Raw genomic sequence first — 18,852 nt, forward strand, 5'->3', positions numbered from 1 at the left:
ACCATGAATCATGCCTCGCCTCGCAGCACCCGTCTCCGCGGCAGGTCGGCGAGCGTCACCTCGCTGGCGGCCGTCGCGCTGCTGGGCCTGACCGCCTGCTCCTCCTCGGATCCGCTGGCCGAGGGCGACGGCGGCGACGGCGGGGGAGCGGGCGACGGCTCGGCGATCGTCGTCGGCTCGCAGCAGTACTACTCGAACACGATCATCGCCGAGCTCTTCGCCCAGCGGCTCGAAGCCGAGGGCCACGAGGTGGAGCGGGAGTTCGAGATCGGACAGCGCGAGGTCTACATGCCCGAGGTCGAGTCCGGCGCCATCGACCTCTTCCCGGAGTACGCGGGCAACCTGCTGCAATACCTGGACTCGGAGGCCGAGGCCGCCACGCGTGAGGAGATCCTCGCCGGTCTGGACGAGGCACTGCCCGAGGGCGTCGAGGCGCTGTCCGCCGCCGAGGCCACCGATCAGGACGCCTACGTGGTCACCGCCGAGTTCGCCGAGGAGCACGATCTGTCCAGCGTCGGCGACCTCGCCGACCTCGACGGCGGGGTGCGCATCGCGGCCAACTCCGAGTTCGCCACCCGGCCCTACGGGCCCGAGGGGCTGGAGGAGGTCTACGGGGTCGACGCCGAGGTGGTGCCGGTGGAGGACTCCGGCGGGCCGCTGACGGTGCGCGCGCTGACCGACGGCGACGCCGACGTCGCCGACATCTACAGCGCCGACCCCACGATCGAGGAGAACGACCTGGTCGTGCTCGACGATCCCGAGGAGCTGGTCCCGCCGCAGCCGGTGGTCCCGCTGGCCTCCGAGGCCGTCGGCGAGCAGGCGCGCGCGGCCGTCGAGGACGTCACCGCCGAGCTCACCAGCGAGGAGCTGCTGGCGCTCAACGGGCGCAGCATCGACGAGCAGGCCGCGGCAGAGGACATCGCCGCCGACTGGCTCGCCGAGAAGGACCTCGACTGAACACATGAACATTCATGACGATATGTGACATGTCGTCTTCTCTTCCTCCGGGGACCTGCAGTAGCGTGGGGCCCTGAACAACAGAATGACCCATCCAGAGCGGCTGAGAGATCTGGCTCGACGATGCCGCAGCAACCCGGATGACGTCCCTGCCGAGCAGGGCTTCGTGCCGGGTGCTAACGCCAGGACCGATGGAGGATCCATTGAGCACTGACGTGCCCGCGAAACCCGCAGCGCCCCGCCCGACCAAGCGCCCCAACGGGCAGTGGAAGGTCGACGGCACCGACCCGCTGAACCACAACGAGGAGTTCAAGCAGGAGGACAACGGCCTCAACGTGCGTCGCCGCATCGAGGAGGTCTACTCCAAGCAGGGCTTCTCCTCGATCTCGAACGACGACCTGCGCGGCCGCTTCCGCTGGTGGGGGCTGTACACCCAGCGGCGTCCCGGCGTGGAGGCCGGCGCGCACAACTCGCTGCCGCCCGAGGAGGTCGACGACGAGTACTTCATGCTGCGCGTGCGCATCGACGGCGGCGGGCTGAGCACCGAGCAGCTGCGCGTCGTCGGCGAGGTCTCCCGGGACTTCGCCCGCGACACCGCCGACGTCACCGATCGACAGAACGTGCAGCTGCACTGGGTCGCCGTCGAGGACGTCCCGGAGATCTGGCGCCGGCTGGAGGCGGTCGGCCTGCACACCACCGAGGCCTGCGGCGACACCCCGCGGGTGATCCTCGGCTCGCCGGTGGCCGGGATCTCGGCCGACGAGGTCATCGACCCCACTCCGGTCATCCGCGAGATCTCCGACCGCTACATCGGGGATCCGGAGCTGGCGAACCTGCCGCGCAAGTACAAGACCGCGATCACCGGCCACCCCAGCCAGGACGTGGTCCACGAGATCAACGACTGCTCGCTGGTCGGCATCGACCACCCCGAGCACGGCCCCGGCTACGACCTGTGGGTCGGCGGCGGGCTGTCCACCAGCGCCCGGCTGGCCGAGCGGCTCGGCGCCTTCGTGACCGAGGAGCAGGCCGCCGAGGTCTGGCACGGGGTCACGCGGATCTTCCGCGACTACGGCTACCGCCGGCTGCGCAACAAGGCCCGGCTGAAGTATCTGATGGCCGACTGGGGTCCGGAGGAGTTCCGGCGCGTGCTCGAGGAGGAGTACCTCGGCTACGCGCTGTCCGACGGCCCGGCTCCGCCGACGCCGACCGTCCCCGGCGACCACATCGGCGTGCATCGGCAGAAGGACGGGCTGAACTACATCGGCGCCGCGCCGACCGTCGGCCGGGTCTCCGGCACGCTGCTGGTGCAGCTGGCCGATCTGCTCGAGGCCCACGGCTCGGCCCGGCTGCGCACCACGCCCTTCCAGCACCTGGTGATCCTCGACGTCGCCGACGAGCACGTCGCGGCGGTGCAGGCCGGACTCCGCGAACTGGGCCTGGACCCGGCGCCGTCGGTGTTCCGCCGCTCGACCATCGCCTGCACCGGCATCGAGTTCTGCAAGCTGGCCATCGTCGAGACCAAGGCCAACGCGGCCACCGCCGTCGGCGAGCTCGAGGAGCGGCTGGCCGACGTCGCCGAACAGATGCCGCAGCGACTGACGCTGCACATCAACGGCTGCCCGAACTCCTGCGCCCGCATCCAGACCGCCGACATCGGCCTGAAGGGCCAGCTGCTGCCCGACGGCGACGGCGGCAAGTCGCCGGGTTATCAGGTCCATCTGGGCGGCGGGCTGACCTCCGAACAGCGTGACGACCCGGGACTGGGCCGGACGGTGCGCGGACTGAAGGTCACCACGGAGGAGCTCGTCGACTATGTCGAGACGCTGGTCCGCCGCTTCCTGGCGGAGCGGAGCGCCGACGAGACCTTCGGCGAGTGGGCTCACCGCGCCGACGAGGAGCGGCTGCAGAAGGAGGAGGTGACCGCCGCATGAGCGCCGCGACCGACCGCGCCTGCGCCGTCGCCGAGGCGCCCGTCGGCGTCGACCGACTCCGTGCGCTGGCCGCCGAGGGGGCCGAGACCCTGGGCTGGGAGGCCTCCGCCGAGGAGGTCATCGCCTGGGTGGGCGAGCACTTCTCCGTCGAGGACCTGGCGGTGGCCTGCTCCATGGCCGACGCCGTCGTGCCCTCTCTGGTGGCCGACCAGTTCCCCGGCGTCGACGTGCTCTTCCTGGAGACCGGATACCACTTCACCGAGACGCTGGCGACCCGCGACGAGGTCGCGCGCCAGCTCGACGTGACCGTCGTCGACGTCACCCCGAAGCTCAGCGTCGCCGAGCAGGACGCCGAGCACGGCAAGGACCTCTTCGCCAGCGATCCGGCGGCCTGCTGTCGGATGCGCAAGGTCGAGCCGCTGAACGATGCGCTGGCCGGGTACCGCGTCTGGTTCTCCGGCGTGCGCCGCGAGGAGGCCCCGACGCGGCTGAACACCCCGCTGGTGACCTTCGACGAGGCCCACGGGCTGATCAAGGTCAACCCGCTGGCCACCTGGCGCCACGAGGACCTGGTGGACCACTCGGCCCGGCGGCGGCTGCCGGTGAACCTGCTGCGCGACAACGGCTACCCGTCGATCGGCTGCAAGCCCTGCACCCGACCGGTCGCGCCGGGAGAGGACCCCCGGTCCGGCCGCTGGTCGGGCAGCGGCAAGATCGAGTGCGGCATCCACACCGCCGCCGCGACGGAGAGCTGATGAGCACCGGACACGTCGCCCTGATCGGCGGCGGGCCGGCCCCGAGCGAGCTGATCACCGTGCGCGGCCGTGAGCTGCTGACCGCCGCCGACGTCGTCGTCGCCGACCGGCTGGGTCCGCGGGGCCTGCTGGACGAGCTCGGCGCGGACGTCGAGGTCGTCGAGGTGGGCAAGGAGCCCGGCCGGCAGTCGGCCACGCAGGACGAGATCAACGAGCTGCTCGTCGACCGCGCGCGGGCCGGCCGCCGGGTGGTGCGGCTGAAGGGCGGCGATCCCTATGTGCTGGGCCGCGGCGGCGAGGAGCGCGAGCACTGCCGCGCCCACGGCGTCGACGTCGAGGTGGTCCCCGGCATCACCTCGGCCTCCGCGGTGCCGGCGGCCGCCGGGATCCCGCTGACCCATCGCGGGCTGGCCCGCGGCTTCACCGTGATCACCGGCCACGAGGATCTGGACGTGGTGCCGCGCTCGGCGCAGCACACGCTGGTGATCCTCATGGGAGTCTCCACGCTGCCGCGGGTGAGCCGCCAGCTGATGGCCGACGGCCACGACCCCGAGACGCCGGTGGGCGTGGTGGAGTCCGGCGGGACCGAGGCGCAGCGCGTGACGCTGGGCCGGCTGCACAGCATCGCCGAGACCGCCGCTCAGCGGCAGGTGGCCAACCCCGCAGTGATCGTCGTCGGGCAGGTGGTCACCCTCGCCGACGACTGGACCGACGAGATGACCGGCGTGACGACGCCCCCGCGACCCGCTTCAGACACGAAGGACGGACACAGACCATGACTGCTGACAACCTGACCGCCGCGTCCGAGTTCATCCCCGACGCGGCCCGCCGCATCGCCGTGATCGGCTCCGGACCCGCAGGGGTCTACGCCGCTGACAACCTGGCCCGCTCCGAGGGCGGCGACGCGCTGGCGATCGACCTCTTCGACCGCTACCCGACGCCCTTCGGGCTGATCCGCTACGGCGTCGCGCCGGACCATCCGCGCATCAAGGGCATCGTCAAGGCCCTGCACAAGGTGATGGAGCGCGACGGCATCCGCTTCATCGGCAATGTCGACTACGGCACTGACATCACGCTCGAGGAGCTGCAGCGCCATTACGACGCCGTAGTCTTCGCCACCGGTGCGATCGACGACGCCGCGCTGAACATCGAGGGGATCGATCTGAAGGGCTCCTTCGGGGCGGCCGACTTCGTCTCCTGGTACGACGGCCACCCCGACTACCCGCGCGAGTGGCCGCTGGACGCCACGGAGGTCGCGGTCATCGGCAACGGCAACGTCGCCCTCGACGTCGCCCGGGTGCTCTCCAAGCATGCCGACGACCTGCTGACCACTGAGATCCCGCAGAACGTCTACGAGGGGCTGAAGGCCTCGCCGGTGACCGACGTGCACGTCTTCGGCCGCCGCGGTCCCGCTCAGGTGAAGTTCACCCCGCTGGAGCTGCGCGAGCTGGCGCACTCGAAGGACGTCGACATCGTGCTGCACCCGGAGGACTTCGAGTTCGACGCGGGCTCCGACGAGGCGATCAAGTCGAACAACCAGGTCAAGACCATGGTCAACACGCTGACCAACTGGCTGGTCGAGCAGGACGAGCGCGAGGAGGACCCGGACCACCAGCCGGCCTCGCGGCGGCTGCACCTGCACTTCCTGCAGTCGCCGACCGAGATCCTCGCCGGCGAGGGAGAGGAGACCGGGAAGGTCGCCGGCATCCGCATGGAGCGTCAGGAGCTGGACGGCACCGGCAACGTGCGCGGCACCGGCGAGTTCCTCGACTACCCCGTGCAGGCGGTCTACCGCGCCGTGGGCTACTTCGGCTCGCCGCTGGCCGACGTGCCCTTCGATGCCGACCGCGGCGTGATCCCGAACGAGGCCGGCCGGGTGCTGGACGCCGACGGCGCCGCCGTGCCGGGGGTCTACTCCACCGGCTGGATCAAGCGCGGCCCGGTCGGGCTCATCGGCCACACCAAGGGCGACGCGATGGAGACCGTCGCCTGCCTGCTCGAGGATCTGCCGCAGCTGCCCGGTCGCGGGGCGGCAGCCGGGGACGTCGACGTCGTCGAGGTGCTGGAGTCCCGCGGCGTGCAGACGACGTCCTGGGCCGGCTGGCTGCAGCTGGACGGCCATGAGCGCGGGCTCGGCGAGGAGGCCACTGCGGACGGTCCCGTCGAGCGCGAACGGGTGAAGATCGTCCCCCGCGAGGACATGGTCGAGGTCTCCCGGCAGAGCGCCCGCGTCACGGCCTGAGCGGCGCGGCGGGCGTGATCGGGCCGGTCCCGGTCCGGCCGGGGCCGGCGGGGGCTCAGGGCGTCGCCGTCTGCTGGTACAGCACCAGGCGGGGCACGCCGTCGAGGAAGCGGTAGGTGCTGGTCATCTGCGCCCGGAAGGGCTCCTGGCCGGCGCGCGTCGCCTCGGCCCGGTAGGCCAGCGCGGCGACGTCGCGGCCCAGATCCAGCGCGCGCGGCTCGGCCAGCGCATAGTCGTCCCACGGCGGGGCATCGTCGAGCGAGGCGACGACGGCGTCGCGATCGAGGATCGAGCCGTCGACCAGGATCATCAGCCCGTCCGGGGTCATCAGGGTTCCGTAGTGGGCGCCGCCGCGCTGCGCGCAGAGAGCGCGCCATCCGGCATGCTCGACCTCCAGCAGCGTGGTCAGCAGTTCGTCGGCGCGCGTCATGCCGACGAACGTATCAGGAGGCCTGCGCCTCGGTCAGCCGCTGGGCGACCTCGAGCCGCTCGACCTGGAACTCGCCGGGGCTGTGGTGCCGGCAGAAGCCGCCGTCGGGGACCTTCTGCAGGTGGGCCGCCATCTGGGCCAGCTCGGCGGCGGAGAACTCCTCGGCGCGGCGGCGCTTGGCCGGCTGGCGCCGCTCGGTCTCCTCGCGCGAACCCACTTCCAGGCCGAAGAGGTCCTCCAGGGCCTGGACGTAGTCGTCGGAGCGGCCCTCGGCGGCCATCTCGCGGGCCCGGACCGTGGGAGTGTGCAGCAGCTTGCGCACGATCCGCCGGGCGGCGAACTCGACCTCCTCGGCGGCGGCGGTGCAGCCGTGCTGCCTGCGGACCTTCTCCATCTCGCCGTCGAGCAGCTGCTGGGTGTGCTTGCGCAGCGCGACGATCGCGTCGTCGGCGGTGCGGCGGCGCCGCTCCTCGAGATACTCCCGGACGGAGGCCTGCACGACCTCGCGCGCCTGCTCCACCGAGTTTTCGGTCTCCTGCGGCGCGGCCATCTTCACCGACTCCAGGGTGATCAGCTCGACGTCGTCCAGCTCGGCGACCTCCGGGGTGAAGTCATGGGAGAGCGCGAGGTCGATGACCGTCAGCGGACGGTCGCGGCCGTCGTCGCCGACGCCGGCCAGCCGCCGGATCTCGTCGGCGGTGATCTGCCGGTTGCCGCCCGAGCAGCCGACGATCACGTCGGCGCCGGCGAAGGCCGCCGGCAGCTCCTCCATGGCCAGCGCCCGGGCCCCGCCGCCGCGCTCGGCGACGAACTGCCCGGCGCGTCCGGAGCCGGAGAAGACCGAGATGTCGGAGACGCCGCGCTCCTGCAGCTGGGCCAGCGCGGTGCCGGCGTAGGCGCCGGTGCCGATGAGCACCACGGAGGCCCCGGGGTAGAAGGCGGCGCCGTCGCCGTGCAGATCGCCGGCGACGTCGAGGGCGACCGAGACGATCGAGCGGCCGCGGCTGCCCAGCGCCGTGCGGGCGCCGACGTCTTTGGCGGTGCGGGTGGCCGACTCGAAGAGCCGGGTGAGGGTGCCGTTGACGGTGCCGGCCTCCTGGGCCTCGGCCAGCGACTTGCGCACCTGGCCGGCGATCTCCCGCTCGCCCACTACGGCGGAGTCCAGTCCGGCGCCGACTTCGAAGAGATGGCCGACGGCGTCGTCCTCGACCAGCGTGCGGAAGGAGGAGGAGATGGTGTCGCGGGCGACCCCGGAGGCCTCGGCGACGGCATCGACCAGCTCGTCGCGGCTGGCGGCGAGGTCGTGCTTCGACTCGGAGGGGGCCTCGGCGTAGATCTCCAGGCGGTTGCAGGTCGCCAGCGTCACGGCAGGAACGTCCACAGAACCGGCCACATCGGCCGCTCCTGAGCTGAGGGTGCCGACAGTCTCGAGATCGAGATCGGCATGCGTCGCCACGAGTGAGAAGAGAACCACGACTTCCCGATTCTACAGCCTGGGCGATCATCTGTGGGGAGAAGGTGACATACGAGACGCTCGCGCCCGCGTGCTGTGTGTACAGGGGTGGTGGGGAGCAGGGGCGAGGGTGAGGCCCCGGTGCCGCCGAACCCCGGGGCGCAGTAGGCTGGTCGGCATGACTCCCTCCGCCTTCCACAGCATGGCCGCCTCCTCGCCCTCGACGGTGCCGACCCGCCCGGTCGCCCCCGCCGCCGCGACGCTGCCGGCCGAGCATCCGCTGCGCACCGGGGCCACCGCCGATTCCTCGCTGCTGGTGGAGTACCGCGGCGGACGTGACTCGCAGGGCCGGCCCGCCCGGCCGCAGCGCCGCCCGGTGTGGTTCATGCGCCAGGCCGGCCGCTCGCTGCCCGAGTACCGCGAGCTGCGCGAGGGCACTGCGATGCTCGACGCCTGTCTGGACCCGGCGATGGCCTCGGAGATCACCCTGCAGCCGGTGCGCCGCCACGACGTCGACGCCGCCATCTTCTTCTCCGACATCGTGGTGCCGCTGCGCCTGGCCGGCATCGACGTGGAGATCGTCCCCGACGTCGGCCCGGTGCTGGCGCATCCGGTGCGCACCCGCGCCGACGTCGAGGCGCTGCCGACGCTCGACGACGACGCCTTCGCCCCGGTCGCCGAGGCCGTCCGGCGCACTGTGGCCGAGCTGGGCTCGACCCCGCTGATCGGCTTCGCCGGCGCGCCCTTCACGCTGGCGGCCTACATGGTCGAGGGGCGGGCCTCCCGCGACCATCTGGGGCCGCGGACGATGATGCACGCCGACCCGGAGACCTGGGAGGCGCTGGCCTCCTGGGCCGCCGACGTCTCCGGCCGCTTCATGCGCGCCCAGCTGATGGCCGGCGCCTCGGCCGCCCAGCTCTTCGACTCCTGGGCCGGCTCGGTCGGCCGCGCGGACTACGCCGCCCATGTGCAGCAGCACTCGGCCGCCGCGCTGTCCCACGTGCAGGGACTGGGCGCGCCGCTGGTGCACTTCGGCACCGGCACCTCCGAGATCCTGGACCTGATGAAGGACGCCGGGGCCGATGCAGTCGGCATCGACTACCGGCTGAGCCTCGCCGAGGCCACCCGCCGGCTGGGGGAGGAGACTCCGCTGCAGGGCAACATCGATCCCGCGCTGCTGGCCGCCGGGCCCGAGGCGCTCGAGGCCCACGTCCGCGAGGTCGTCGCCGCCGGATCGTCGGCCGCCGGCCACGTGGTCAACCTCGGCCACGGCGTGCCGCCGTCGACCGACCCCCAGGTGCTCACCGACCTGGTCTCGCTCATCCACCGGATCGAGGACGAGCGCGAGGCATGAGCCGCACGCTGATCGTCGGCGGCGGCATCGCCGGGCTCACCGCCGCCTGGGACCTGGCCGGCGCCGACCGGGCGGTGACCCTGGTCGAGGCCGCCGACCGGCTCGGCGGCGCCGTCGGCGTCCACCACCTGGCCGGACTCGCCGTCGACGCCGGCGCCGAGTCCTTCGCGACCCGGTCGACGGCGGTGCCGCGGCTCGTCGAGGAGCTGGGGCTGCAGGAGCAGATCATCGAGCCCCGCCCCGACGGCGCCTGGCTCCGACTGCCCGACGTCGCCGCGCCGATGCCGCCCACCGGCGTCCTGGGCATCCCCGCCGATCCGCACGGGGACGAGGTCGTGCGACTGATCGGCGCCGAGGCGGCCGAGCGCGCCGCGCAGGACCTGGTCGCCGACGTCGCGGCCTGGCGGGGCCGGGAGGCTGTCACCCTGGGCGAGGTCGTGCGCGACCGGATGGGCGAGGCCGTGCTCGAGCGGCTGGTCACTCCGATCGTCTCCGGAGTGCATTCGGCCCGCGCCGACGACCTGGACCTGGAGACCGCCGCCCCCGGGCTCTTCGCCGCGATGCTGCGCGAGGGCTCGCTGGCCCGCGCCGTCGCCGCGGTCAAGGCCCAGGCTCCGGCCGGCTCGGCGGTGCAGTCGCTGCACGGCGGGCTGAACACGCTCGTCGACGCATTCGCCGAGCAGCTGCCGCAGCGCGGAGCCCGCGGCGTCGACGTGCGGACGGGGCGGAGCGTCGACGCGCTGCCGGAGCTGCTGGCGGAGCTGGCCGCCGAGGACGCCGGGCCGGTGACCGACGTGGTGCTGGCCGTCGACGCTCCGACCGCCGTGCGGCTGGCCGCCGGGCTCGTCGAGTTGCCGGACTCCGGGGAACACGACGGCGACGCCGACCACGCCGCCGACCACGCCGACGGCCGGGACGCGCCCCCGACGGGCCGCGGCGTCGCGCTGGTCTCGATGGTGCTCGATGCCCCGGAGCTCGACGACCGTCCGCGCGGCACCGGCATGCTGGTGGCCCCGTCGACGCCGGGGATCGCGGCGAAGGCGATGACCCACGCCAGCGCGAAGTGGGAGTGGCTCGACGCCGCCTGCGGCCCCGGCCGGCATCTGGTGCGGCTGTCCTACGGGCGGGTCACCGACCTTCCCGGCTCCGGCGCCCTCGGCTTCGCCTCCTCGGACGAGGAGCTGCTCACCGCGGCCGCCGCCGACGTCGGGACGCTCTTCGACCGGCCGATCGCCGCCGCGCAGATCCTCGACGCCGACGTGGTGCGCTGGCAGAAGGCGCTGCCGCGCAGCGCGGCCGGCCAGGCCGGGCAGATCGAGCGGCTGCGCGCCGGGCTGCGCGAGGCCCCGGCCGATCCGGACGCCGGGCTGCCGCGGCTGCATGCCGCCGGCTCCTGGTTCGCCGGCACGGGGCTGGCCCGGGTGATCCCGGACGCGCGCGCCGTCGCCGGCGAGATCCTCGCCACGTGACCCGGTGCAGGACGTCATCGCCCCAGGTCAGAATGGGGTGAGCAGGAATGTGGCGTGCCACGCGCGGTGCGCGCCGGCGGCTCGACGGTAAGCTGGGCCCCGGTGCCGGCGACGACCCGCCGGAGCGTCGAAGGAGGAGCAGATGAGCTACGGCCGCAACGCCGTGAGGACCGCCGAGGACGTCAACGCCTCGGGGCTGGACTGGTACACCCTCTACACCGTCTTCCGCCGCACCGGGCCGCGTCGTGCGGCCGCGGACGGGCAGGCCGGCGCGCAGGTCGAGGAGTTCGACGCCGCCGTCGCCGGCTTCGCCGAGCAGGACATCGTGCTCCGCGGGGTCTACGACGTCTCGGGGATGCGCGCCGACGCCGATGTGATGACCTGGTTGACCGGCCACGACCCGGCCGCGCTGCAGCAGGCGCTGCGCACGCTGCACCGCACCGGGCTGCTCGCCGAGACCGAGCAGACCTTCTCCGCGATGGGCGTCCACCGCACCGCCGAGTTCGCCACCCGGCACGTGCCGGCCTTCAGCCTCGGCGTCGAGGCCGAGGACTGGCTGGTCGTCTACCCGTTCAACCGCTCCTACGACTGGTACCTGATGGATCCGGCCAAGCGCGGCGAGCTGCTGCGCGAGCACGGCCAGCTGGGCCAGGAGTTCCCCTCCGTGCTGGCCAACACCACCAGCGCCTTCGCGCTCAACGACTGGGAGTGGCTGCTGGGCCTGGAGGCCCCGGAGCTGACCGACCTGGTCGACATGATGCGCCGGCTGCGCTCCTCGGAGACGCGCTACCACGTCCGCGACGAGACGCCCTTCTTCACCGGACGCCGCCTGAAGACCACCGCCGAGATCACCGAGGTGCTGCGCTGACCATGACTCCCGCATCCGACGCCGGCTCCGCGTCCGGCACCCAGCAGGCCCGCTGCGACGCCATCCTGCTCGCCTCCTTCGGCGGGCCGGAGGGCCAGGACGACGTCATCCCGTTCCTGCGCAACGTCACCCGCGGGCGCGGCATCCCGGACGAGCGCCTGGAGGAGGTCGCCACCCACTACCGCGCCAACGGCGGCGTGAGCCCGATCAACGAGCAGAACCGCCGGCTGAAGGCCGCGCTGGAGGCCGAGCTGGCCGAGCGGGAGATCGAGCTGCCGGTCTACTGGGGCAACCGCAACTGGGATCCGTATTTCGCCGACGCCTTCCGGCAGGTGCACCAGGACGGGCACCGGAGGGTGCTGGTGCTGGTCACCTCGGCCTACGTCGGCTACTCCAGCAACGACCAGTACCTGGAGGACTTCGACCGCACGCTGGCCGAGACGGGCCTGGAGGGCGAGCTCGAGCTGGTCAAGGTCCGCGAGTTCTTCCACGACAAGGCCTTCACCCGCCCCAACGCGGAGTTCCTGGGCGCCGGCATCGACGACGTGCGCGCCCAGCTGGTCGCCGACGGCCGCGACGGCGAGCCGATCAAGGTCCTCTTCGTCACCCATTCCATCCCGAGGGCGGCGGCGGAGAAGCAGGGCCCGGAGCGGATCCGCGAGCTCTTCGGCACCGACGTCTACACCGCTCAGCACCAGGCGGTGGCCGACCATCTGATGGACGAGGTGCCGCAGGCCGAGGGGCTGGCGCACCAGGTGGTCTTCCAGTCGCGGTCGGGCGATCCGCGGACTCCGTGGCTGGAGCCGGACATCAACGACCAGATCGCCGAGGACGCCGCGGCCTTCGGCGGCGTGGTGGTCATGCCCTTCGGCTTCGTCTCCGACCACATGGAGGTCATGTGGGATCTCGACACCGAGGCGAAGGAGACCGCCGAGGAGCACGGGATGGCCTTCCACCGGGCCCCGACCACCGGAGTGCATCCCGCGTTCGTCTCCGGGCTGGTCGACATCATGGGCGAGTACCTGCGCGGCGAGGACGGCGAGCCGCGGGCCTCCGGCGAGCAGACCGTCGCCGGCGACTGGAGCGACCTGACCGGCGACGGCGGCTGGGGCGCCCTGCGGGAGGGCGAGGCGTCCTGATGCAGACCATCCGCGTCGGCACCCGCGGCAGCCGCCTGGCGATGACCCAGTCCACCACTGTGGCCGAGATGCTCTCGGCCGCGGCGGGGATCGACCACGAGCTGGTCACCATCCGCACCGAGGGCGACGTGCTCACCGGACCGCTGGCCCAGATGGGCGGCACCGGCGTCTTCGCCTCCGCGCTGCGGCAGGGACTCTTCGACCACCGGTGCGACGTCGCCGTGCATTCGTTGAAGGACCTGCCGGCCAAAGATCTCGAAGGGCTGACCATCGCCGCGGTCCCGGCGCGCGAGCAGGTCTGCGACGCGCTCTGCTCGGCCGGGGACCTGCCGCTGGCCGAGCTGCCCTCCGGCGCGAAGGTCGGCACCGGGTCGCCGCGGCGCGCCGCCCAGCTGCGTCTGGCCCGGCCGGACCTCGACGTCGTCGACGTCCGCGGCAACGTCGGCACGCGGCTGGCCCGAGTCCGCGGCCGCGAGGACGCCGCCGAGACCTCCACGCAGGCGCCCGACTCCGCCCGCGGAGACCTGGACGCCGTCGTGCTGGCCGGCGCGGGGCTGGCCCGACTGGGGCTGGCCGACCACATCTCCGAGCTGCTGGACCCGTCGGTGATGCTGCCGGCCCCCGGCCAGGGCGCGCTGGCGGTGGAGGTGCGCAGCGAGGACGCCGCCGAGGCGCCGCTGGGACCGGCGCTGACCGCCGCCGACGACCGCCGCGCTCGGCTGGAGACCACGGCGGAGCGGGCGCTGCTGGCCTGGCTCAACGCCGGCTGCTCGGCGCCGATCGGCGGGCTGGGACGGCTGCTGGAGGCGACGGAGTCCGAGACCAGCTCCGGCGCGGTGCTGCGGCTGGACACTGTCGTCTGCTCGCCGGACGGCACCTCCGCGCAGCGGGCCGAGCAGCAGGTCGAGCTGGGCGCGGAGCTGGGCGCCGAGGAGGAGATCGCCGCGGCCGCGGCGCTGGGCCGGCGCGCGGCCGAGCAGCTGCTCGCCGAGGACACCGGGCTGCTGGCCCACGTCGTCGACACCTGAGCCGCCGCCCTCCTCCACGGGGGTGAACCGGACGGCCGCAGCTCATTCTGCCGGGCGAGGTCGGATTCGCCCGCCGGGCCGATGTGCCGGACCGGCTGTGCGGGCGATGCTGGGGGCATGACGACACCAGCGACGACTCCGACGACGACATCTGTGCCGCCGGTGCTGCACGCCCGCGACCTCTCCAAGACCTATGTCGGCGCCCCGCAGGCTGCTCCGGCGCTGCACGGGGTGGGGCTGACTGTGCGGCCGGGGGAGTCGGTGGCCATCATGGGCCCCTCCGGATCCGGCAAGACCACGCTGATGCATGTGCTCTCCGGCATCCTGACCCCCGACGCCGGAGAGGTGCAGCTGGCCGTGGGCTCCGACTCCGCCGGGCGCCCTCGGGCTGTCCGGCTGGGAGCAGCACCGCCCCGGCCAGCTCTCCGGCGGGCAGGCGCAGCGCGCGGCCATCGCGCGGGCCCAGGTCGCCGGACCGGCCGTCGTCTTCGCCGATGAACCCACCGGCGCGCTGGACTCGACGACCTCCGCGGCGGTGCTCGACGCGCTGCTGGCCTCCACCGTCGGTCGCCGGGCGTCGCTGGTGATGGTCACCCATGATGAGACGGTCGCCGCCCGCTGCGCACGGATCATCCGGCTGCAGGACGGACGCCTGGTCGCCGACTGCGCGACCGGCGCGGAGGGTGCGGACCGCGCGCCTGATGCGGACGGTGCGGCTGCGGCGACGGGGGAGCGGCGATGATCCGGCTCTTCCTCGCCCGGACCTTCCAGGACTGGGGCGTCTGGCCGCTGCCGGTGCTGGCCTGCATGCTGACCAGCGGCATCGCCTTCATGGTCGTCGGCGGCTCCCGCTATTTCTTCACCCTCGAGCATCCGCTGGCCGGGTTCTACGCCGTTCTGGCCGCCGCCGGCGTCCTGGCCGGCACAGTGCTCTACGCGGTCCTGATGCCGCTGGTGGGGCTGATCCCCTTCGCCGGGACGCCGATGGGCGTCTCCGGTCTGTGGATCGGTCCCGGGCTCTGGGGACTCTCCGCGGCAGTCCTGATGCTCCTCGCGGCGGGGGCCTCGCTGGCCGGCATGCGCCGCATCGAGATCACGCCGCTGGGGGTGCGCACGATGGCCGCCCCGGCGCGGGTGCACTGGGTGCGGATCGTCGTCGCCGTCCTCGGCGTGCTGGCGCCGCAGCTTCTGGCCCAGCTGGCCGGCGTCGGCGGCATGGCCGCGGCGATCACGATGATGCTCGCCGTCGTCGCAGTGCCGCTGGTGGTGGTGCAGCTGGTCGGGCCCTGGGTGCTGAAGCTGGTCACCACCGGTCAGCTGCGGCGGGCGAGGACGGCGGAGCGGCTGATCGCCGCGCGCAGCGTGCTGGAGTCCCCGCAGCAGATGTTCAGGCAGGTCGGCGGGGTCGCGATCACCACCTATGCCGGGGTCATCGCCGGCTCCGGACTGGGTCTGGTGAGCCTGGCCGACCCGTCGCAGGCGGATGCGGGCCAGACCCAGCTGATCGCCGACATCCAGCGCGGGGTCTGGCTGACGCTGGCGATTTCCTTCCTGATGGCGGTCTCCTCAGTGGGCATCAATCAGACCGCCCAGCTGCTGGACCGGCGCCGGCTGTACGCCTCGATGCACATGATGGGGATGAACCGCGGCCAGCTGCAGCGCATCCGCACGCTGGCGGTGATGCGCGCAGTGGGCGCCGTGGTCGGCGTCGCCCTGGTCGCCGCGGCGGTCACCGCGTTCCCGCTGGTCGGGGCGGCGGTGCTCCTCGCCCCGGCGGCGGTGGCGACCTCGCTGAGCGTGCTGGGCCTCGGCGTGCTCTGCGTGTTCCTCGGCGCCCAGGTCACGCGGCCGGCGCTGCACAGGGTGCTGGCTCCGATAGGCTGATCACCATGCGTGTGGTGATCACCCGGGACGCGGCGCGCGCCGGCGGGCTCGAGGAGGGCCTGCGCGCCGCCGGCCTCGCCGTCGACTTCCTCCCGCTGACCGAGCAGCGACTCGTCGCCGACGTCGCCGTGCTGCGCGGCGCCGTCGATCGGCTGCGCGCCGGGGAGTTCTCCTGGCTGCTGGTCACCAGTGCGACCACGGTGCGGATGCTGGCCGCCGTCGGCTGGACCGGCGAGGTGCCCGCCGGCACGCGGCTGGCGGCCACCGGCGCGGCCACCGCCGCCGGGCTGGCCGAGCGTACCGGCGTCGAGGAGATCTGGACGCCGTCGTCCGAGGCCAGTGCCTCCGGCCTGCTCGCCGAGATGCCGACGCCGAGACCGGGGGAGCGGGTGCTGCTGCCGCAGTCCGCGCTGGCGACGCCGCAGCTGCGCGACGGTCTGGCCGCGGCCGGCTGGGACGTGACGGCGGTGACCGCCTATGAGACCGTCAGCCGGCTGGACGACGGTGTGCCGCCGGAGGGCGTGCCGCGGCTGCAGGCCGACGACGTCGTGCTGATCACCAGCTCCTCGGCCGCGCAGGCCTGGGTCGAGCTGGTCGCCGGCGCCGAGCGCCGCGGCGACGAGCTCGCGCCGGCGCAGGTGCTGGCCATCGGCCGGCCGACCGCCCGCACCCTGGAGGAGCTCGAGTCTCCCGCCGACGTCGTCCTCGACGCGCCCACGGCCGCCGGCGTGCGGCGCGCCCTGGGCCGGTCCTCGCCGGCGTGAGACGAGAGACAGCCGGCGACGACGCCGGCTCCGGTGCGCGACGGCGGTGCAGGATTAGACTGGGTGCGCCGGTCCTCCGGCCCGCATCCCGCCCGGCGACCACAGGAGTACCCCTCGTGACGTTCCCCGCCGACAGGCCCCGGCGCCTGCGCCGCACCCCCGCCCTCCGCCGTCTCGTCGCCGAGACCCGGCTGCACCCGGCCGACTTCATCCTGCCGGTCTTCGTCCGCGAGGGCCTGGACGAGCCGATGCCGATCAGCTCGATGCCCGGCGTCGTCCAGCACACGGAGCAGAGCCTGCTCGAGGCCGCCGAGGAGGCTGCCGACCTGGGCCTGGGCGGGATCATGCTCTTCGGCATCCCCGCCGTCCGCGACGCCGAGGGCTCGGCGTCGCTGGATCCGCAGGGGATCCTCAATCGCAGCATCGCCGCGGTGAAGCAGCAGGTCGGCGACCGGCTGCCGGTGATGAGCGATCTCTGCCTCGACGAGTTCACCGACCACGGCCACTGCGGCGTGCTCACCGCCGAGGGCGCGGTGGACAACGACGCCACTCTGGAGATCTACGCGTGCATGGGGGTGGCCCAGGCCGAGGCCGGCGCCGACGTCGTCGCGCCGTCGGGCATGATGGACGGCCAGGTCGCGGTGATCCGCCAGGCGCTCGACGACGCCGGCCACCAGGACGCGGCGATCCTGGCCTACTCGGCCAAATACGCTTCGGCCTACTACGGTCCCTTCCGCGAGGCGGTCGACTCGCAGCTGCAGGGCGACCGGCGCAGCTACCAGATGGACGCCGCCAACCGTTCCGAGGGGCTGCGAGAGGCCGACCTGGACCTCGCCGAGGGCGCGGACATGCTCATGGTCAAGCCGGCCACCGCCTATCTGGACGTGCTCTCCGACGTCGCCGAGGCCTCCGACGTGCCGGTCTCGGCGTACCAGGTCAGCGGCGAGTACGCGATGATCGAGGCGGCCGCGGCGAACGGCTGGGTCGACCGCCGTGCCGTCGTGCTGGAGGCGCTGACCTCCATCCGCCGGGCCGGGGCCACCAATGTGCTGACCTATCACGCCGCCGAGGCCGCCCGCTGGCTGCGCGAGGGCTGACCGGCTCGACGGACCGCCGCCGCGCCGGCCGACTTCGACCACTGTCCCGATCACTGTTCCGAGCACCGATCCGAGAGGACCTATGACGACCAACCAGCAGCTCTTCGACGCCGCCAGCGACGTGATGCCCGGAGGCGTGAACTCCCCGGTGCGGGCCTTCGGCTCGGTCGGCGGGACTCCGGCGTTCATGGTCTCCGCCGAGGGCCCGCGGCTCACCGACGCCGAGGGGAAGGAGTACGTCGACCTCGTCGGCTCCTGGGGTCCGGCCCTGCTGGGGCATAAGCACCCGGCGGTCATCGACGCCGTCCACGCCGCCGTCGACTCCGGACTGGGCTTCGGCGCCTCGCACCCCTCCGAGACGCGGCTGGCCGAGCTGGTGCGCTCGCGGGTGCCCGGCGCGGAGATGATCCGCATGGTCTCCACCGGCACTGAGGCGACGATGACTGCGGTGCGCCTGGCCCGCGGGGCGACCGGACGGAAGCTGGTGGTGAAGTTCGCCGGCTGCTACCACGGCCACTCCGACGGGCTGCTGGCCGCGGCCGGCTCCGGCGTGGCCACCCTCGGCCTGCCGGGGACGGCGGGAGTGACCGAGGCCCAGACCTCCGAGACCATCGTGATCGGCTACAACGACCGCGCCGCGCTGGAGCAGGTCTTCGCCGACCACGGCGGGGATATCGCCGCAGTCATCACCGAGGGCGTGCCCGCCAACATGGGCGTGGTGCCGCCGCAGGAGGGCTTCAACGCCTTCATCCGGGAGATCACGCAGAAGCACGGCGCGCTGATGATCTTCGACGAGGTGATGACCGGATTCCGCATCACCGAGGCCGGCCAGTGGGGCGCCTCCGGCCGGCAGGAGGGCTGGACGCCGGACCTGTTCACCTTCGGGAAGGTCATCGGCGGCGGGATGCCCACTGCCGCGCTGGCGGGTCGTCGGGAGATCATGGAGCACCTGGCCCCGACCGGGCCGGTGTACCACGCCGGCACGTTGTCCGGGAACCCGGTGGCGATGGCCGCCGGCGCCGCGACGCTGGAGCACGCCACTGCCGAGGTCTACCAGCACATCGACTCCGCCGCCGAGGCCGTGGCGACCGGGCTGGGCGAGGCGCTCGACGCCGCCGGAGTGGACCACACGATCCAGAAGGCCGGATCGCTGTTCTCGCTGGCCTTCGGCACCTCGGCGACCGGCGTGCACGACTACGCGCAGGCCGGGGCCCAGGAGGCCTTCCGCTACGGGCCGTTCTTCCATGCGATGCTCGAGGCCGGGGTCTTCCTGCCGCCGAGCGTCTTCGAGGCCTGGTTCCTCTCGGCGGCGCACGACGACGCCGCCGTCGAGCAGATCCTGCAGGCGCTTCCGAGGGCCGCCCGCGCGGCGGCCGCCGCGCAGCCGCAGGGCTGACCTGCGGCGCTGTGCTCCACGCGCCCCTCCTCGGTCAGTAGACTCGAGTCAGCAGATGATTCGGGGATAGTGCTGACTGAGGAGG

At 73.2% G+C, this 18,852-nt stretch carries 16 protein-coding genes, 1 pseudogene and 1 riboswitch; of the genes and pseudogenes, 15 read left to right on the forward strand and 2 right to left on the reverse strand.

Annotation, left to right across the window (positions count from 1 at the left end; all coding sequences use genetic code 11):
• Positions 1–3 precede the first annotated feature (3 nt).
• From GCL72_RS03865 to GCL72_RS03885, 5 genes are all read left to right on the forward strand, one after another.
• Positions 4–957, forward strand: coding sequence for an ABC transporter substrate-binding protein (locus GCL72_RS03865; RefSeq protein ID WP_153143400.1), 954 nt, complete (start codon positions 4–6; stop codon positions 955–957).
• An 87-nt stretch (positions 958–1,044) separates the two neighbouring features.
• Positions 1,045–1,155, forward strand: a riboswitch (SAM riboswitch).
• Between the two features lie 5 nt (positions 1,156–1,160).
• Positions 1,161–2,888, forward strand: coding sequence for a nitrite/sulfite reductase (locus GCL72_RS03870; RefSeq protein ID WP_246160999.1), 1,728 nt, complete (start codon positions 1,161–1,163; stop codon positions 2,886–2,888).
• On the forward strand, positions 2,885–3,643 hold the full coding sequence (locus GCL72_RS03875) for a phosphoadenylyl-sulfate reductase (RefSeq protein WP_153143402.1): 759 nt from the start codon (positions 2,885–2,887) through the stop codon (positions 3,641–3,643). The genes GCL72_RS03870 and GCL72_RS03875 overlap by 4 nt, the downstream gene beginning before the upstream one ends.
• Complete coding sequence (gene cobA / locus GCL72_RS03880; RefSeq protein WP_153143403.1) at positions 3,643–4,422, forward strand: uroporphyrinogen-III C-methyltransferase; 780 nt, start codon at positions 3,643–3,645, stop codon at positions 4,420–4,422. The genes GCL72_RS03875 and cobA overlap by 1 nt, the downstream gene beginning before the upstream one ends.
• Entirely contained in the window at positions 4,419–5,885 is a 1,467-nt protein-coding gene (locus GCL72_RS03885; protein ID WP_153143404.1) for an FAD-dependent oxidoreductase, read from the forward strand. Before cobA ends, GCL72_RS03885 begins: the two co-directional genes overlap by 4 nt.
• A gap of 55 nt (positions 5,886–5,940) precedes the next feature.
• On the opposite strand, the gene GCL72_RS03890 is transcribed toward GCL72_RS03885, so the two are convergent.
• Together GCL72_RS03890 and GCL72_RS03895 are read right to left on the reverse strand one after the other, a co-directional pair.
• Positions 5,941–6,315, reverse strand: a complete 375-nt coding sequence (locus GCL72_RS03890) for a nuclear transport factor 2 family protein (RefSeq protein ID WP_153143405.1) — start codon at positions 6,313–6,315, stop codon at positions 5,941–5,943.
• Positions 6,316–6,328: 13 nt separating this feature from the next.
• Positions 6,329–7,789: a glutamyl-tRNA reductase gene (locus GCL72_RS03895; RefSeq protein WP_153143406.1), complete on the reverse strand. Its 1,461-nt coding sequence runs from the start codon at positions 7,787–7,789 to the stop codon at positions 6,329–6,331.
• 157 nt (positions 7,790–7,946) lie between these two features.
• Here GCL72_RS03895 and hemE point away from each other — a divergent pair, with 157 nt between their 5' ends.
• The 10 genes and pseudogenes from hemE (at position 7,947) to hemL (ending at position 18,767) form a co-directional block, all read left to right on the forward strand.
• Positions 7,947–9,122 carry a uroporphyrinogen decarboxylase gene (gene hemE, locus GCL72_RS03900; RefSeq protein ID WP_425486759.1) on the forward strand — a complete coding sequence of 392 codons (1,176 nt, stop codon included), beginning with the start codon at positions 7,947–7,949 and terminating at the stop codon, positions 9,120–9,122.
• Positions 9,119–10,591, forward strand: a complete 1,473-nt coding sequence (gene hemG / locus GCL72_RS03905; protein WP_153143407.1) for a protoporphyrinogen oxidase — start codon at positions 9,119–9,121, stop codon at positions 10,589–10,591. Before hemE ends, hemG begins: the two co-directional genes overlap by 4 nt.
• A 142-nt stretch (positions 10,592–10,733) precedes the next feature.
• On the forward strand, positions 10,734–11,459 hold the full coding sequence (gene hemQ / locus GCL72_RS03910; protein ID WP_153143408.1) for a hydrogen peroxide-dependent heme synthase: 726 nt from the start codon (positions 10,734–10,736) through the stop codon (positions 11,457–11,459).
• 2 nt (positions 11,460–11,461) lie between these two features.
• On the forward strand, positions 11,462–12,598 hold the full coding sequence (locus tag GCL72_RS03915) for a ferrochelatase (RefSeq protein WP_153143409.1): 1,137 nt from the start codon (positions 11,462–11,464) through the stop codon (positions 12,596–12,598).
• On the forward strand, positions 12,598–13,626 hold the full coding sequence (gene hemC, locus GCL72_RS03920) for a hydroxymethylbilane synthase (RefSeq protein WP_153143410.1): 1,029 nt from the start codon (positions 12,598–12,600) through the stop codon (positions 13,624–13,626). The genes GCL72_RS03915 and hemC overlap by 1 nt, the downstream gene beginning before the upstream one ends.
• Positions 13,627–13,743: 117 nt before the next feature.
• Positions 13,744–14,368 (forward strand): annotated as a pseudogene (locus GCL72_RS03925) (ABC transporter ATP-binding protein).
• Positions 14,365–15,510, forward strand: a complete 1,146-nt coding sequence (locus GCL72_RS03930; RefSeq protein WP_153143411.1) for a permease — start codon at positions 14,365–14,367, stop codon at positions 15,508–15,510. Before GCL72_RS03925 ends, GCL72_RS03930 begins: the two are co-directional and overlap by 4 nt.
• Positions 15,511–15,515: 5 nt before the next feature.
• Positions 15,516–16,274 (forward strand): uroporphyrinogen-III synthase, encoded by a 759-nt coding sequence (locus GCL72_RS03935; protein ID WP_153143412.1) that lies wholly within the window; start codon positions 15,516–15,518, stop codon positions 16,272–16,274.
• A 116-nt stretch (positions 16,275–16,390) separates the two neighbouring features.
• Positions 16,391–17,371 (forward strand): porphobilinogen synthase, encoded by a 981-nt coding sequence (gene hemB / locus GCL72_RS03940; RefSeq protein WP_153143413.1) that lies wholly within the window; start codon positions 16,391–16,393, stop codon positions 17,369–17,371.
• Positions 17,372–17,453: 82 nt separating this feature from the next.
• Complete coding sequence (hemL, locus tag GCL72_RS03945) at positions 17,454–18,767, forward strand: glutamate-1-semialdehyde 2,1-aminomutase (RefSeq protein ID WP_153143414.1); 1,314 nt, start codon at positions 17,454–17,456, stop codon at positions 18,765–18,767.
• The last annotated feature ends 85 nt before the right edge of the window (positions 18,768–18,852 follow it).

Source organism: Nesterenkonia halophila (assembly GCF_009467795.1).
Lineage (GTDB): Bacteria > Actinomycetota > Actinomycetes > Actinomycetales > Micrococcaceae > Nesterenkonia > Nesterenkonia halobia.